Source organism: Phenylobacterium zucineum HLK1, assembly GCF_000017265.1.
GTDB lineage: Bacteria > Pseudomonadota > Alphaproteobacteria > Caulobacterales > Caulobacteraceae > Phenylobacterium > Phenylobacterium zucineum.
Genome location: NC_011144.1, coordinates 2,170,431 through 2,185,269 on the forward strand (window position 1 = coordinate 2,170,431; position 14,839 = coordinate 2,185,269).

14 protein-coding genes and 1 riboswitch are annotated in these 14,839 nt (G+C 71.9%); of the genes, 9 read left to right on the forward strand and 5 right to left on the reverse strand.

All coding sequences use genetic code 11. The features are described from left to right. Positions 1-26 precede the first annotated feature (26 nt). Positions 27-210, forward strand: a riboswitch (FMN riboswitch). An 84-nt stretch (positions 211-294) separates the two neighbouring features. The 3 genes from PHZ_RS10655 to PHZ_RS10665 are packed head-to-tail and all read left to right on the forward strand — an operon-like array spanning position 295 to position 1,513. Further along, the gene (locus PHZ_RS10655; RefSeq protein WP_012522491.1) at positions 295-804 is read left to right on the forward strand and encodes a 6,7-dimethyl-8-ribityllumazine synthase; all 510 of its coding nucleotides are present in this window, start codon (positions 295-297) and stop codon (positions 802-804) included. After that, positions 804-1,226, forward strand: a complete 423-nt coding sequence (locus PHZ_RS10660) for a PaaI family thioesterase (RefSeq protein ID WP_012522492.1) — start codon at positions 804-806, stop codon at positions 1,224-1,226. The genes PHZ_RS10655 and PHZ_RS10660 overlap by 1 nt, the downstream gene beginning before the upstream one ends. Next, on the forward strand, positions 1,223-1,513 hold the full coding sequence (locus PHZ_RS10665) for a DUF1330 domain-containing protein (protein WP_012522493.1): 291 nt from the start codon (positions 1,223-1,225) through the stop codon (positions 1,511-1,513). Before PHZ_RS10660 ends, PHZ_RS10665 begins: the two co-directional genes overlap by 4 nt. Here PHZ_RS10665 and PHZ_RS10670 read toward each other — a convergent pair. Further along, positions 1,510-3,090: an ABC-F family ATP-binding cassette domain-containing protein gene (locus PHZ_RS10670; protein ID WP_012522494.1), complete on the reverse strand. Its 1,581-nt coding sequence runs from the start codon at positions 3,088-3,090 to the stop codon at positions 1,510-1,512. The two genes, PHZ_RS10665 and PHZ_RS10670, sit on opposite strands and share 4 nt — an antisense overlap. An 85-nt stretch (positions 3,091-3,175) precedes the next feature. Further along, positions 3,176-5,107, reverse strand: a complete 1,932-nt coding sequence (locus PHZ_RS10675) for a BCCT family transporter (protein ID WP_012522495.1) — start codon at positions 5,105-5,107, stop codon at positions 3,176-3,178. Positions 5,108-5,207: 100 nt separating this feature from the next. On the opposite strand from PHZ_RS10675, the gene PHZ_RS10680 reads away from it, so the two are divergent. From PHZ_RS10680 to PHZ_RS10690, 3 genes are all read left to right on the forward strand, one after another. Further along, entirely contained in the window at positions 5,208-5,906 is a 699-nt protein-coding gene (locus PHZ_RS10680) for a 2OG-Fe(II) oxygenase (protein WP_012522496.1), read from the forward strand. Positions 5,907-5,994: 88 nt separating this feature from the next. Continuing rightward, positions 5,995-6,465, forward strand: coding sequence for a DUF1203 domain-containing protein (locus PHZ_RS10685; protein WP_012522497.1), 471 nt, complete (start codon positions 5,995-5,997; stop codon positions 6,463-6,465). 64 nt (positions 6,466-6,529) lie between these two features. Beyond that, positions 6,530-6,862 carry a hypothetical protein gene (locus PHZ_RS10690; protein ID WP_148216840.1) on the forward strand — a complete coding sequence of 111 codons (333 nt, stop codon included), beginning with the start codon at positions 6,530-6,532 and terminating at the stop codon, positions 6,860-6,862. Here the strand turns inward: PHZ_RS10690 and PHZ_RS10695 are convergent. Further along, a complete protein-coding gene (locus tag PHZ_RS10695; RefSeq protein ID WP_148216841.1) occupies positions 6,844-8,238 on the reverse strand; it encodes a L,D-transpeptidase scaffold domain-containing protein in 1,395 nt (464 codons plus the stop codon). The genes PHZ_RS10690 and PHZ_RS10695 overlap by 19 nt on opposite strands. Positions 8,239-8,275: 37 nt before the next feature. Continuing rightward, positions 8,276-8,545: a hypothetical protein gene (locus PHZ_RS10700; protein ID WP_041373436.1), complete on the reverse strand. Its 270-nt coding sequence runs from the start codon at positions 8,543-8,545 to the stop codon at positions 8,276-8,278. Positions 8,546-8,826: 281 nt separating this feature from the next. Here PHZ_RS10700 and uvrA point away from each other — a divergent pair, with 281 nt between their 5' ends. Both uvrA and PHZ_RS10710 read left to right on the forward strand, forming a co-directional pair. Continuing rightward, entirely contained in the window at positions 8,827-11,727 is a 2,901-nt protein-coding gene (gene uvrA / locus PHZ_RS10705; protein WP_012522499.1) for an excinuclease ABC subunit UvrA, read from the forward strand. Between the two features lie 40 nt (positions 11,728-11,767). Beyond that, the gene (locus PHZ_RS10710) at positions 11,768-12,379 is read left to right on the forward strand and encodes a glutathione S-transferase family protein (RefSeq protein WP_012522500.1); all 612 of its coding nucleotides are present in this window, start codon (positions 11,768-11,770) and stop codon (positions 12,377-12,379) included. Here PHZ_RS10710 and PHZ_RS10715 read toward each other — a convergent pair. Next, complete coding sequence (locus PHZ_RS10715) at positions 12,376-13,284, reverse strand: hypothetical protein (RefSeq protein WP_012522501.1); 909 nt, start codon at positions 13,282-13,284, stop codon at positions 12,376-12,378. The genes PHZ_RS10710 and PHZ_RS10715 overlap by 4 nt on opposite strands. A 132-nt stretch (positions 13,285-13,416) precedes the next feature. Between PHZ_RS10715 and trmFO the strand changes: the two genes are divergently transcribed. Further along, complete coding sequence (gene trmFO / locus PHZ_RS10720; RefSeq protein ID WP_012522502.1) at positions 13,417-14,817, forward strand: methylenetetrahydrofolate--tRNA-(uracil(54)-C(5))-methyltransferase (FADH(2)-oxidizing) TrmFO; 1,401 nt, start codon at positions 13,417-13,419, stop codon at positions 14,815-14,817. Positions 14,818-14,839: the final 22 nt, after the last annotated feature.

Sequence of the window (14,839 nt, forward strand, 5' to 3'; positions counted from 1 at the left end):
CCTGCGCCGTCGGAGAGTCCGGCGGCCTGCGTTCTCAGGGCGGGGTGAAACTCCCCACCGGCGGTAATGCCCTCCAGACCTTGGCGTAGCCTCGGCGACGGAGGGACGAGCCCGCGGGCGCCTGGGCCTTCGTCATAGGAAGGTCCCAGGGACGAGCAGACCCGGTGCGATCCCGGGGCCGACGGTCATAGTCCGGTTATGAGAACGGCCGCATGTCGCAGGCGGATTCCGCCCTGCGTGCGCGCGGCCTCTCCCTGAGTCGTGGTCCCTTCGAACCCGGTCAGGGAGAAGACCATGACCCACACTGCTGTCGAAGTCCCCCACGAGTACCCCACCGCCAACGGCGCCTTCCGCGCCGCGCGGATCGCCTTCGTCCATTCGCTCTGGCACGAGGACATCGTCCGCCAGGCCCTCGCCGGCTTCATGGAGGAGATGGCCCGCCTGGGCTTCCCCGAGAGCGCCGTCGAGGTGTTCGAGACGCCTGGCGCCTTCGAGATCCCGCTGCACGCCCAGACCCTGGCCCGCACCGGCCGCTATGCGGGCATCGTGGCGGCGGGATTCGTCGTGGACGGCGGCATCTATCGACACGAGTTCGTCGCCGAGACGGTGATCCGGGCCCTGATGCAGGTGCAGCTGGCCACCGAGACCCCGGTGTTCTCGGTCGTGCTGACGCCGCACCACTTCCACGAGCACGACGTCCACCAGGGCTTCTTCCACGGCCATTTCCGGGTGAAGGGCGCCGAGGCGGCCCGGGCCTGCCACGGCACGCTGGAGAGCCTGGCGCGCATCGCGAGGGCGGCGTGATGACGACGCTGGAGCTTCCGGCGGGCTTTAGCCCGCACTTCCGCAAGAGCCCCCTCACCGACCCGTGGGAGCCGCTCTACAGCCGGGTGACGGACGACACGGTGATACTCGCCCTGCGCGCGGGCGCGGCCCACACCAACAGCCGCGGCTTCGTGCACGGCGGGCTGATCTCGGCCCTCGCCGACAACGCCATGGGCCTGTCCTGCGCCCGACGGCTGGGAGACCTGGCCAGCCTCGTCACGGTGAACCTCAACGTGGACTACCTGGGCTCGGCGCTGACCGGCCAATGGCTGGAGTTCGACACCGTCTTCGTGCGGCCTGGCTCCACCCTGTGCTTCGCCCAGGCGTTCGTCACCGCCGACGGCCGGCCCTGCGCGCGGGCCAACGCGGTGTTCCGCGTCGTGCGGAGGACGCCGGCATGACCTGCTACCTCGTGGGCCGCATCGCCATCCACGACCGCGAGCGGTACGGCCGCTACGCGGCGGCCTTCATGCCGGTGCTGAAGCAGTACGGCGGCCGGCTCCTCGTGTCCGAGGAGACCCCCGAGCCGCTCGAAGGCGAGTGGGACGGCCGCAAGCTGGTCCTGCTGGCCTTCGAAAGCCGGGACGCGGCGCTCGCGTGGGCGGACTCGCCCGAGTACCGGACGATCGCGCAGGACCGCATCGCCGGCTCTGACGCCATCGTCGTGCTGGCGGAGGGCTTCGGCTAGAGCCGAATCTCGCGCCCGACGCCGACGGCCGCCAGGAAGTCGGCGTCGTGGCTCGTCACCAGCAGGGCGCCGTCGTAGCTGCGCAAGGCGGCCTCGACGGCGCCCAGGCTGTCGAGATCCAGGTGGTTGGTCGGCTCGTCCAGGATCAGCAGGCCGGGCGGCGCATCGCCCATCAGGACGCAGGCCAGCGCCGCCCGCAGGCGCTCGCCGCCGCTGAGCGCAGCCACCGGCCGGTCGGCGGCCAGGTTGCGGAACAGGAACCGCGCCAGAGCGGCCCGCGCCGCGTTCTCGCCCGCCCGGGGGTTCAGCCGGCGGAAGGCCTCCACGAGCGTCCCCGCGTCTCCCATGAGCGCCGTGTGCTGGTCCAGGAACGCCACCGGGACGCTGCGCACCACCGCGCCCCGGGTCGGCGCGAGCTCGCCGGCCGCCAGCCGGAGCAGGGTCGTCTTTCCCGCGCCGTTCGGCCCGACGACGGCGATCCGCTCGGGCCCCGAGACGCGGAACGAGACGTCCGTCAGAACCGGCCGCCCGCCGGGCCAGGCGAAGCCGACCGCCTCGAACGCCAGGACGGGCTTGCCGGCGGGCAGCCCCGACGGCGGCAGCTCGAAGGCCAGGCGGCGCACCCGCTCCACCTTCGCCTCGGCCTCGGCGAGGTCGCGGGCGGCGTCCGCCTTCAGGCGCTCGGCCAGGCGCCGCTCGCGCCCGCCGCTCGCCTCGGCCCGCTCTGCCCGGAAGTCGAGCAGGATCTTCGGATCGCTGGAGCCGACCCGCGAGCGGCGGCCGGCGGCGTCGCGGCGGGCCTTCCGTTCGGCCGCGGCCTGGGCCTCGCGCGCGATCCGGGCGGCGGCCCTCTCCGCATCGGCCAGGGCGCGGGCCGCCGCGGCCTCGGCCTCGGCCTTGCGCTCAGCGTAGAGGTCGTAGCCGCCGCCATAGATCTGGACGCCGAGGCCGGTCAGCTCGACGATGCGGTCCATCCGGCGCAGGAGCACGCGGTCGTGGCTGACGACGATGGCCCCGCCCTTCCAGCGGCCGAGCACGTCCGCGACCAGTTCGCGGGCCTCGGCGTCGAGGTTGTTGGTGGGCTCGTCCAGCACCAGCATGTCGGGCCGGGCGGCGAGCAGGCCCGCCAGCCGCGCGCGGGTCGCCTGGCCGCCGCTGAGCGAGGCGGCGGGGCGATCCAGGTCGAGCCCCGCAAGGCCCACCTCTGTCAGAGCCGCGTCCAGCCGGGCCTCCAGCGTCCAGTCGGCCCGGTCGAAGTCGTCCACGCTCCCGGCGCCCGCCTCGATGCGCCGCAGCCGGGCCAGGGCCACCGAGACGCCCAGGAGGTCCGCGGCGGTTTCGCCGGGCGCGGGGCCCACCGCCTGGCGCAGCACGCCCAGCCGTCCCTGCACGCCGACCGCGCCGGCGGCGGGCGCGAGCTCGCCCAGGATCAGCCGGACCAGCGTCGTCTTGCCCGCGCCGTTGCGTCCGACAAGGCCGGCCCGCTCGGGCCCGAAGACCAGGGTCAGGTTGTCGAAGAGGGTCCGCCCGTCAGGCGTGGCGGCGGAGAGGCTGTCGAGGGTGACGAGGGCAGGCATGGGCGACCGGGTGCGCGTGGAGATGGCGGGCGGAGCGGGTGTCCGTCGTCAGGCGCATGGTCGATATCCTCCCGGCTGGAGGTCCCTATCTAGGTCCAGGCCCGGCGCCGCGCCAGTCGGCGAGTTGCTCGAGCACGTCGTTGACGAGCTGGCGGCGGCTCAGACCCGTCACGTCCCGGCGCAACCCTCGCGGCTCCACACGGGCGATCAGACGCCATTCCCGGGTACGGCGTCCGTCCGGCGCCTCCAGATGCGAGTAGGCCGGCAGCGGCCGCGCCTCGGGCGTGAGGCGGTACACGAAGCGGCCCGCCGCCTCGCCGCCCGTCGGGCCCACGTCGAGCCGCGCCTCGTCCTCGGCGAAGGCGACGTGAAGGCCGGGCAGCCCTTCGGCCTCGAGGGCGGCGCCCACGTCGCGCAGCGCGGGCGCCCCCTCCTCCGCGATCTGCCGCTCGATTTCGGCCTTCCGCGGCGGCGAGAGGATCTGGGCGAGCCGCACCCGCAGCGCCGGCGCCTCGCGTCCGACCGCCACGCCCTTCACGTCGGCGTTCATCTGGCGCACCAGCCCCACGCAGAGCACGATCATGATCAGGGCGAAGGGCAAGGCGGCGACAAGGGTCGCGGCCTGCAGCGCGCCGAGGCCGCCCGCCAGCAGCAGCAGCGCCGCCGCCCCGCCCTCGAGGGAGCACCAGTAGACCCGCTGCCAACGAGGGGTCTCCTCGGCGCCGCCCGAGGCGATGGTGTCGATGACGAGCGAGCCGGAATCGGCCGAGGTGACGAAGAATACGGCCACCAGCAGCACGGCGAGCGTCGAGGTGATCGCCGCGCCCGGCAGGAACTCGAAGAAGCGGAAGAGCGCCGTCGACAGGTCCGACGTCACCGCCTGCGAGATGGCGCCGGCCGCCCCGCCCATGTCGAGGCTGATGGCGGTGTTCCCGAAGACGGTCATCCAGAGGAAGGTGAAGCCGGTCGGGACGAGCAGCACGCCCACGACGAACTCGCGGACGGTGCGGCCCCGGGAGATGCGGGCGATGAACATCCCCACGAACGGCGACCAGGCGATCCACCAGGCCCAGTAGAACAGCGTCCAGTTCGCCATCCAGCCGCGCGGCTCGTAGGCGTAGAGGTTGAACGTGCGCACGAAGAAGTGGTCGAGGTAGAGACCGAAGTTCTGGACCAGCGCCTTGAGCAGGAAGCCGGTCGGCCCCACGGCGAGGACGAAGGCCATCAGGCAGACGGCGAGCGCCAGGTTCAGCTCCGAGAGGCGGCGCACGCCGCGATCGAGCCCGGTCAGCACCGAGACCATCGCGGCGCCCATGACGACGACGATCAAGCCGACCTGCACGGCGGGGTTGGACGGAAGCCCGACGAGGTAGGCGAGACCGCTGTTGATCTGGGCGACGCCCAGGCCGAGCGAGGTAGCGATCCCGAACAGCGTCCCCCAGATGGCGAAGATGTCGACCGCATCGCCGATCGGCCCGTGGATCCGCCGCCCGAGCAGCGGATAGAGGCCCGAGCGCAGGGTCAGCGGCAGGCCCTTGCGGTGCGCGAAGAACGCCAGGCTGAGGCCCACCACCGCGTAGACGGCCCAGGCGTGGACGCCCCAGTGGACGAAGGTGATCACCATCGCCTCGCGCGCGGCGGCGAACGTGCCGGGCGCGGCCTCCGGCGGGGCGGCGTAGTGCTGCACGGGCTCGGCGACGGCGAAGTACATCAGGCCGATGCCCATGCCGGCGGCGAACAGCATCGCCAGCCACGAGGCGTAGGGGAAGTCTGGCTCCGAATCGTCAGGGCCGAGCTTCAGGCGGCCCGTCGAGCTGAACGCCAGCCCCAGGACAACGAACAGGAAGCCCGCGACGGCCGCCACGTAGAACCAGCCGAACGCCCCGATGACCCAGCCCTGGGCGGCCTGGAAGACCCGGTCCGACGCGCCGGGCGCGGCCACGGCGACCGCCAGCAGCAGCCCTACGATCAGGCTCGCGCCCCAGAAGACCCGCGGATTCATCACCGACTTGACCATTCGCGGAAAGCGCCGGGCCGCCGCGGGCGTTCCCGCGCAAATCGGACCTCGCGTTCCCTCGGGCCTTGAGCGGCCGACGCCGCGGAGGGATGGAGGCGGCATGGACGCCCTCGACACCCTCGACTGGCCGGCGATCGAGGCCGGCCTGGACGCGCACGGATGCGCCCTCCTCCCGCGGCTGCTGGACTCCGCCACCTGCGCCGAGATCGCCGGCTGGTACGACCGGCCCGAGCTGTTCCGCAGCACGGTCGTCATGGCCCGCCACGGCTTCGGGCGGGGCGAGTACCGCTACTTCCGCTACGACCTGCCGCCCGCCGTGGCGGAGCTGCGCACGCGGCTCTATCCGCCGCTCGTCGCCATCGCGAACCGCTGGAACGGGGCCATGGGCCTGCCGGCCCGCTATCCGGAGGATCACGCCGCCTTCCTCGCCCGCTGCCACGGGGCCGGCCAGACGCGGCCGACGCCGCTGCTGCTGCGCTATGGGCCCGGCGACTACAACTGCCTGCACCAGGACCTCTACGGCGAGCACGTCTTCCCGCTGCAGGTCGCCGTGCTGCTGTCCGAGCCGGGCCGCGACTTCGAGGGCGGCGAGTTCGTCCTGACCGAGCAGCGCCCGCGGATGCAGTCGCGGGTGGAGGTCACGCCGCTGCGCCAGGGCGACGCCGTCGTCTTCCCGGTGCGCGAGCGGCCGGTCCGGGGCGTGCGCGGCGTCTATCGCGTGAACCTGCGCCATGGCGTCAGCCGCCTGCGCGCGGGCCGGCGCCACACCCTGGGGATCATCTTCCACGACGCGGCCTGATCGCGGCTTTCGGACATGTGTTGAAGAAGCTGCATTGGCCCGGGCGGGAGCGGCGCCGATGTTCCGGGCGAGCAAAGGAGACCTTCCCATGTCCTTCGTCGTCACCGGCCTGCCCGCCCAGGACTTCCAGCCCCTCTTCGGCCTTCCGGACGAGGCCCTCGCCGCCCGCGGCGTCCAGCGCATGAGCGTGACAGCGCCGCTGGGCTTCCCGTGCCGCATCAGCCTCGAGGACCGCCCGGTCGGCGACACGGTCCTGCTCATGAACTTCGAGCACCAGCCGGCGGACACGCCGTTCCGCTCGCGCCACGCGATCTTCGTCGGAGAACAGGCGAACAAGGCCGCCAGGTATGTGGACGAACTGCCGCCCGTGCTCGCCGCACGCCCCTTCACCTCGCTGCGGGCGTTCGACGCGGCCGGCATGATGACGGACGGCGCGCTCGTCGCGGTCGGCGACCTGCCCGACGAGATCCGCCGGATGCTGGACGCGCCGGGAACGGCCTACCTCCACGCCCATTATCCCGGCCGCGGCTGCTTCGCCGCCCGGATCGCAAGGGCGTGAGGATCGCAACCATCTTTCGCGAAGCGGGTTTCCCCCTCCGAATTAACGGAGGAGAATTAAGCACTTGCCCGTTTCGCCAAAGGTCTTGGGGGCTCTCGTCATCCTGGCCGCGCCCGCGCCGGCGCTGGCCCAAACCGCCCTCGCGGCCGTCGGCAGCGGCATGAGCGGGCAGGTCGCCGCGGCGCCGGCCGCCGACTCGCCGCGCGTCACCCTCGCCGCCCGCAAGGCGGCGATGGAAGAACGGCGGACGACGCCGGCCCCCCGCGCGCTCGACCTGACCGTCCGCGGCGACGACCGCCTGAGCGGCGACGTCGAGCTGCGCGAGAAGGACGCCTGGACCGACGACGAGGGCTTCCAGGTCAAGCCGACGAAGGTCGCCTACGTCCGCAGGTTCTGATCGCCCGCGCGGGCGGCGATGACCTGGCTGTCGCGTCCGTAGAGGTCGGGGTGGCGAAGCACCTCGCCACCCTCGCCCCGCTCGGCGGTCAGATAGAGGATGTAGACCGGCACGCCCCGAGGCAGGTCGACCCGCTGGTTGAGGCCCTCCGGAGGCCGCTCCCCCTCTTCCCACTCCAGCAGCCGGCGCGTCAGCCGATCGGCGTCGGCGAGGCGAATGCAGCCGGCGCTCAGTGTCCGCCGCGAGCGCCGGAACGACGCCTTGTCGGGGGTGTCGTGCAGGTAGATCCCCAAATGGTTCGGCAGCATCAGCTTGACGTTCCCCAGGATGTTGCCCGGCCCCGGCGACTGCCGCAGGCGAAGGGACCGTTCGCCTCGGGCGACCGCGCGCCAGTCGATCTCGGCCGGGTCGAGCACCCGGGCCTGCGGCGACCAGTCCGAGAGCGCCTCGAAGCCCGCAGCGGCCAGAAACCCCGGCCCTTCCCGGAGGACCCGCGGCGCGAACTCCTCGCGCACCATGCCTTCCGGCAGGTTCCAGTAGGGGCGGAAGCGAGCGTAACGGATCACGCCGGCCATAGGGGGCGTGGCCGCGCTCGGACGGCCGACGATCACCGGCATCCGGTCCACCTCCTCGCCGTCCTCGTAGACGCGCAGCTCCGCGCTTGCGGCGTTCACGAGGATGAAGCGCGGCCCGAGGGCGCGCGGCAGGCCGCGGGCGCGGTCCATGTTGGCCAGGATCAGCCGCTCGGTCGCCACCCCGCCTGAGCGGGCCCGGTGCTCGGCCAGGGCGGCCCGGAGCTCCTCGTACACTGGATTCATGCGCGCGGCGGCGCGGACGTGGGCCGCCAGCGACGGGGCGCGGGCGGCCGCGTCGAGAACCGCCAGCGCCCCGACCGCCGGCGGCGTCAGCTCCGAGTCCATGAACGCCAGGCGCGCCGGCTCGGGCGGGGTGCGCAGGTCGACGACATAGGCGGCGAAGGCTTCGGACACCGCCACCTCGGCCCGCGCCAGCTCGGCCGGCGCGCCGCCGCGCGCCGCCTGCAGCCGCACAGTCAGGGCCTCGGGCCGGTAGCGGCCCGGGTCGAGGCCGTCTCGGGCGGCCGCGCGCACCAGGGCCAGCACCTCGTAGGCTTCCGGCCTGGGGCCGCCCTCCGCCCCGCCGGTCACCCAGAGCGGCCGATGGTCCCGCGCCGCGTAGAAGGCGCGCAGAGGGTCATCCGCCGGCCGCCGCTCCAGGAGGTTCTGAAGCGCGCCCAGCGACCGGGCCTCGCCCGGCCGCGTCGCCGCCTGGGTGCCGTGGAAGGCGCCGCTGGGAATCCAGGGCGCGGCGACGACCGCCGCCAGGACCAGGCCCTTGGCGGCTTCGCCGAGCCGCAACCGGCGGATCAGCCCCGGCGGCGCCTTGCTCGCAGGATCAGCCGCGCTCGCCCGCACGGTCCATCGCCGTGCCGGCCGCGTCGTCGCCGAACTCGCCGGCGTTGGTCGCGCCGCTCTGCGCCGCGGTGTCGGCGCCGTAGGCGTCGGCCCCGGCGGCCCGATCGGTGGACATGGCGCCGGTCGCGGCGGATCCGGTCTGGCCCTGCATGCTGGGGTCGGCGGCCCCGCTGCTGGTCGTCTGAGCGATGGCCACCGCGCCGAACATGAGCGCGCTGGCCGCGCCCGCCACAAGGATGGTCTTGTTCATGGATCGAACTCCCTCAGTCCCTGAGCTGGGACCCCCAACGAACCGGCGGGGAATGACGGCTGTTCCCGCAGCGTGCGAAAAGAACGGCGGGCCGCGCCGCCCGACGTACGACTCTGCTGCCAGCGTTGTGTCAGCAGAGCTGCGGCGGTCCGACGCGGGACCCCTTTGTTCGCCTTGCGTTCCCGTGTTATCGCTGACTCGCGTTTCCTACATTCAGCGGTCTCGCCGACAGGGCCTCTGAACCAGGACCTCCACGGCGCAATGCGTGTTTCCGGGACAAGATGGCCGACCATCAGAACTTCATCCGCGTGCGGGGCGCGCGCGAGCACAACCTCAAGGACGTCAGCGTCGACATCCCGCGCGGCGAGCTGGTCGTCCTGACCGGCCTGTCGGGCTCGGGCAAGAGCTCGCTCGCCTTCGACACCATCTACGCCGAGGGCCAGCGCCGCTATGTCGAAAGCCTGTCGGCCTATGCGCGCCAGTTCCTGGAGCTGATGAGCAAGCCGGACGTGGACCTCATCGAGGGCCTCTCGCCGGCCATCTCCATCGAGCAGAAGACCACCAGCCGCAATCCGCGCTCCACCGTCGGCACGGTGACCGAGATCCACGACTACATGCGCCTGCTGTGGGCGCGGGTCGGGGTTCCCTACTCGCCGGCCACCGGCCTGCCGATCGAGAGCCAGACCGTCAGCCAGATGGTCGACAAGCTCGCCGCCATCGAGGAGGGCGCGCGGCTCTACCTGCTGGCGCCCGTGGTGCGCGGCCGCAAGGGCGAGTACCGCAAGGAGATCGCCGAGTGGCAGAAGGCGGGCTTCCAGCGCCTGAAGATCGACGGCGAGTTCTACCCGATCGAGGACGCCCCGGCGCTCGACAAGAAGTTCAAGCACGACATCGACGTCGTCGTGGACCGGCTCGTCGCCAAGCCCGGCCTGGAGAGCCGCTACGCCGACAGCCTGGAGACGGCGCTGCGCCTGGCCGACGGGATCGCGGTCGCCGAATGGGCCGACGTGGCGCCCGGCGAGACCGAGCCCCGCCGGCTGATCTTCTCGGAGAAGTTCGCCTGCCCCGTCTCGGGCTTCACCATCAGCGAGATCGAGCCGCGGCTGTTCTCGTTCAACAACCCCTACGGCGCCTGCCCGGTGTGCGACGGCCTGGGCGCGAAGCTCGCCTTCGACGCCGACATGGTGGTGCCGGACAAGGACAAGAGCCTCCACAAGGGCGCCATCGCCCCCTGGGCCAAGGGCCCCTCGCCGCTCTACACCCAGACCCTGCAGGCGCTCTCGCGCCACTACGGCTTCTCGATGGACGAGCCGTTCTGGAAGCTGCCCGAGGCCGCCCGCAAGGTGATCCTGTTCGGCTCGGGCGACGAGAAGATCCGCTTCATCTACGACGACAACGCCCGCAAGTACGAGGTCAACAAGACCTTCGAGGGCGTGCTGCCGAACCTCGAGCGCCGCTGGCGCGAGACGGATTCCTCCTGGGTGCGCGAGGAACTGGGCCGCTACCAGTCCGAGACGCCGTGCGAGGCCTGCACCGGCTACCGCCTGAAGCCCGAGGCGCTGGCGGTGAAGATCGCCGGCAAGCACATCGGCGAGGTCTCGACGCTCTCGATCCGCCACGCCGGCGAGTGGTTCCAGGCGCTGGACGGCCAGCTCACCGAAAAGCAGATGGAGATCGCCCGGCGGATCCTGAAGGAGATCAACGACCGCTTGCGGTTCCTGGTGAACGTCGGCCTCGACTACCTGAACCTGTCGCGCGGCTCGGGCACCCTGTCGGGCGGCGAGAGCCAGCGCATCCGCCTGGCCAGCCAGATCGGCTCGGGCCTGACCGGCGTGCTCTACGTGCTGGACGAGCCGTCCATCGGCCTGCACCAGCGCGACAACACCCGCCTGCTCACCTCGCTGAAAGGCCTGCGCGACCTCGGCAATTCGGTGCTGGTGGTCGAGCACGACGAGGAGGCGATCCTGACCGCCGACCACGTCATCGACATGGGGCCGGCCGCGGGCGTCCACGGCGGCGAGATCATCGCCCAGGGCAAGCCCGACGACATCATGGCCAACCCCAGGAGCGTCACCGGCCAGTACCTGTCGGGCGCGCGCGAGATCTCGGTGCCGGACCAGCGGCGGCCGTTCTCAAAGAAGAAGATGCTTCGGGTGATCGGCGCCAGCGGCAACAACCTAAAGGCCATCACCGGCGAGATCCCGATCGGGACCTTCACCTGCATCACCGGGGTCTCGGGCGGCGGCAAGTCCACCTTCACCATCGAGACGCTCTACAAGGCCGCCGCCCGCCGGCTGCACAACGCCTCGGACGCCCCCGCGCCCCACGAGCGGATCGAGGGCCTGGAGCACTTCGACAAGGTCATCGACATCGACCAGTCGCCGATTGGGCGCACGCCCCGCTCGAACCCCGCGACCTACACCGGGGCGTTCCAGCCGATCCGGGACTGGTTCGCCGGGCTGCCCGAGGCCAAGGCGCGCGGCTACGGTCCGGGCCGCTTCTCGTTCAACGTGAAGGGCGGGCGCTGCGAAGCCTGCCAGGGCGACGGCCTGATCAAGATCGAGATGCACTTCCTGCCGGACGTCTACGTCACCTGCGACGTCTGCCACGGCCGCCGGTACAACCGCGAAACGCTGGAGGTGATGTTCAAGGGCAAGAACATCGCCGACGTCCTCGACATGACCGTCGAGGAGGCCGCCGACTTCTTCAAGGCCGTGCCGCCGATCCGCGAGAAGATGGAGACGCTGAAGCGCGTCGGCCTGGGCTATGTGAAGGTCGGCCAGCAGGCGACCACCCTGTCCGGCGGCGAGGCGCAGCGCGTGAAGCTGTCGAAGGAGCTGTCGCGCCGGGCGACCGGCAAGACGCTCTACATCCTCGACGAGCCGACCACCGGCCTGCACTTCGAGGACGTGAAGAAGCTGCTGGAGGTGCTCCATGAGCTGGCCGACCAGGGCAACACGGTGGTCGTCATCGAGCACAACCTCGACGTGGTGAAGACCGCCGACTGGATCGTGGACTTCGGCCCCGAAGGCGGCGACGGCGGCGGCGAGATCGTCGCGGCCGGCAGCCCCGAGGACGTGGCCGCCAACCCGCGCAGCTGGACGGGCCGCTACCTGGCCGAACTGCTGGAACGGCACCGCGAACGCTCGGGCGCCCGCAAGAAGGCGCTGGTCGGCGCGTAGACTCCCGCTACGCTCCCGCGACCAATCAGGAGGGAACGCCTTGAAGCTCTATGGCGCGCCGACGCCGGCACCGAACCCCAGGCGGGTGCGGATCTTCCTCGCCGAGAAGGGCGTCGAGCTGCCGGAGACTCCGGTCAGCCTGCTGAAGGGCGAGCACAAGTCGCCCGAGCACCGGTCGCGCAACAGCCTGGGCCAGGTCCCGACCCTGGAGCTGGACGACGGGACCTGCATCTCGGAAACGGTCGCCATCTGCCGCTACTTCGAGGAGGTGCGGCCCGAGCCGCCGCTGTTCGGGCGCACGCCGGTCGAGAAGGCGCTGGTCGAGATGTGGGTGCGCCGCGTGGAGTTCACGGTGATGGCGCCGGTCGGCGCGTTCTGGCGGCACGCCCATCCCCTGACGGCCCAGCTGCTCACCCAGTTCAAGGAGTTCGGCGAGTCGAACCGCGACAGCTATGCCGCCGCGCAGCGGTGGCTGGACCGCGAGCTGGCGGACCGGGCCCACCTGGCGGGCGACGACTTCACCGTCGCCGACATCTGCCTGCTGACGACGGTGGATTTCGCGGACTGGATCGGGCTGCCCGTCCTGGACGAGGTCCCCAACCTGCGAGCCTGGCGCGAGCGGGTCGCGGCCCGCCCCAGCGCCGCCGCCTAGGACGCCGCGGGAGCGGGGGCGCCCGCGGTGAGAGCCCGGTAGGCGTAGGCGCCCGGCGCGGCGATCACCGCGTACCAGAGGGCGTTGAACAGGCTGGACAGCACCATGTACGCCACTCGCAGCGGGTGGAAGTAGGCCGACAGCGTCGGCTCGGTCGGCTGCACGATCTCGGCGACCTCGGCGAGACTGCCGCCCGAGGCGACCACGACGATGCCGGCCACCGGCAGGAAGACCATCAGCGCCAGCAAGGCCACCACCACGATGCACGACAGCGCCAGGATGTAGGCGCCGGTCAGGCGCCAGAACTGGCCGCGGGTGATCGGCCAGGAGTCGAGGATGGCGAGCTTGCGCCGCTCGAAGGTGATCACCGGGGCCAGCGACATGCGCACGCCGACCCAGACGATCACGCCAAGGGCGAAGACCCAGGCGATGGTGCCGGTGAACACCATGGCCCCCTGCCCGAGCGGCGAGGACAGCGTGGCCGCGAGGACCGCGAAGAGCACCGCGGCGGCCATCAGGAAGATGAACAGCACCACGTAGATCAGCGCGAGCGCCATCAGGCGGATCTCGTCGCCGCCGATGCGGAACAGGCGGATCGAGCCCGTCTCGCCCCGCAGCAGGACCCGGTAGATGGCCGCCGCCATCATGCACTGCACGAGCAGGCCGAACAGCAGCAGCGGCGAGAGGATGGTCAGCGCCTCGAAGAGCGGGCCGGACTCCAGCGTCTCCTGACCGGACAACGCCGCGAGGGCCGCGTGGGCCTCGGGCGGCATGTTCACCTCGATGAACACGCCCAGCACGCTGACCAGGAAGACGAACACGCTGGCCGCCAGCAGCTTGCGCGGCCGCTCCTTGGTGATGCGGAATCCTTCCAACGCGGCGTCGGTCGCCGAAAACCCAGCCATCTACATCCCTTGGCCCGACTGCTTGAGCGCGCGATTCGGGCCGCCCCTTCAGCCGCCCACGTTGCCGCGCCGAGGATCAAGCGCGCAAGGCCCCGCTCGCGATCCCGGCCGTTCGTTGCTAGTGAACCGGCCATGTCGATGAACCCTATCCATGTCGTGGGCGGCGGCCTGGCCGGCTCGGAAGCCGCCTGGCAGATCGCCGAGGCCGGCGTGCCGGTCGTGCTGCACGAGATGCGCCCGGTGCGCCGCACCGACGCGCACCACACCGACCGCCTCGCCGAGCTGGTCTGCTCGAACTCGTTCCGGGCCGACGACTGGACCGGCAACGCGGTCGGCCTGCTGCACGCCGAGATGCGCCGGCTGGGCTCGATCATCATGTCGGCGGGGGACGCCCACCAGGTGCCGGCCGGCGGCGCGCTGGCCGTGGACCGCGAGGGCTTCTCCCAGGCCGTGACCGAGCGGCTGGAGGCCCATCCGCTGGTGACCATCGCCCGCGAGGAGATCGCCGGCCTGCCGCCGCAGGACTGGGACAGCGTGATCCTGGCCACCGGCCCCCTCACCTCGCCCGCCCTGGCCGACGCGGTGCTGAAGCTGACCGGCGAGGACCAGCTGTCGTTCTTCGACGCCATCGCCCCGATCGTGCACTTCGAGTCCATCGACATGGACGTCGCCTGGCGCCAGTCGCGCTACGACAAGGCCGGGCCCGGCGGCGATGCGGCGGCCTACATCAACTGCCCGATGACCGAGGCGCAGTACGAGGCGTTCATCGACGCCCTGCTGGCCGCCCCGAAGGCCGAGTTCAAGGAGTGGGAGCACGTGCCCTACTTCGACGGCTGCCTGCCGATCGAGGTGATGGCCGAGCGCGGGCGCGAGACCCTGCGCCACGGGCCGATGAAGCCGGTCGGCCTGACCAACGCCCACAGGCCCGACGAGAAGCCCCACGCCGTCGTCCAGCTGCGCCAGGACAACGCCCTGGGGACCCTGTGGAACATGGTGGGCTTCCAGACCAAGCTGAAGCACGGCGCCCAGACCGAGGTGTTCCGGATGATCCCGGGCCTCGAAAAGGCGGTGTTCGCCAGGCTCGGCGGCCTGCACCGCAACACCTTCATCAACAGCCCCCGGCTGCTGGACGGCGTCCTGCGCCTGAAGGCCCAGCCGCGCCTGCGCTTCGCGGGCCAGGTGACGGGCGTGGAGGGCTATGTGGAGAGCGCCGCGGTAGGCCTGCTGGCCGGGCGCTTCGCCGCCGCCGAACGCCTGGGCCGCCCCGCCGTCGCACCGCCGCCGACCACGGCCCTGGGCGGACTGATCGGGCACATCACCGGCGGGCATCTGGAGGGCGGGAGCGGTTCGTTCCAGCCGATGAACATCAACTACGGCCTGATCCCGCCCATCGCTCCGCCCAAGCGCGACGCGGAGGGCCGGCGCCTGGGTGCCAAGGAGAAGACCCGAATCAAGAAGCGGCTGGTGGGCGAGCGGGCCCTGGCCGACCTCGAGGCCTGGCTGAGCGGGGCGCAGGCGGTCGCGGCCGAGTAGCGCCCGCTCCCGATCCGGGGGA

Coding starts and splice junctions, on each gene's coding strand:
- PHZ_RS10665 (WP_012522493.1), top strand. CDS start 1,223: ATGACCTGCTACCTCGTGGGCCGCATCGCCATCCACGACCGCGAGCGG.
- PHZ_RS10680 (WP_012522496.1), top strand. CDS start 5,208: ATGGACGCCCTCGACACCCTCGACTGGCCGGCGATCGAGGCCGGCCTG.
- PHZ_RS10675 (WP_012522495.1), bottom strand. CDS start 5,107: ATGGTCAAGTCGGTGATGAATCCGCGGGTCTTCTGGGGCGCGAGCCTG.
- PHZ_RS10715 (WP_012522501.1), bottom strand. CDS start 13,284: ATGGCTGGGTTTTCGGCGACCGACGCCGCGTTGGAAGGATTCCGCATC.
- PHZ_RS10655 (WP_012522491.1), top strand. CDS start 295: ATGACCCACACTGCTGTCGAAGTCCCCCACGAGTACCCCACCGCCAAC.
- PHZ_RS10685 (WP_012522497.1), top strand. CDS start 5,995: ATGTCCTTCGTCGTCACCGGCCTGCCCGCCCAGGACTTCCAGCCCCTC.
- PHZ_RS10660 (WP_012522492.1), top strand. CDS start 804: ATGACGACGCTGGAGCTTCCGGCGGGCTTTAGCCCGCACTTCCGCAAG.
- PHZ_RS10700 (WP_041373436.1), bottom strand. CDS start 8,545: ATGAACAAGACCATCCTTGTGGCGGGCGCGGCCAGCGCGCTCATGTTC.
- PHZ_RS10670 (WP_012522494.1), bottom strand. CDS start 3,090: ATGCCTGCCCTCGTCACCCTCGACAGCCTCTCCGCCGCCACGCCTGAC.
- uvrA (WP_012522499.1), top strand. CDS start 8,827: ATGGCCGACCATCAGAACTTCATCCGCGTGCGGGGCGCGCGCGAGCAC.
- trmFO (WP_012522502.1), top strand. CDS start 13,417: ATGTCGATGAACCCTATCCATGTCGTGGGCGGCGGCCTGGCCGGCTCG.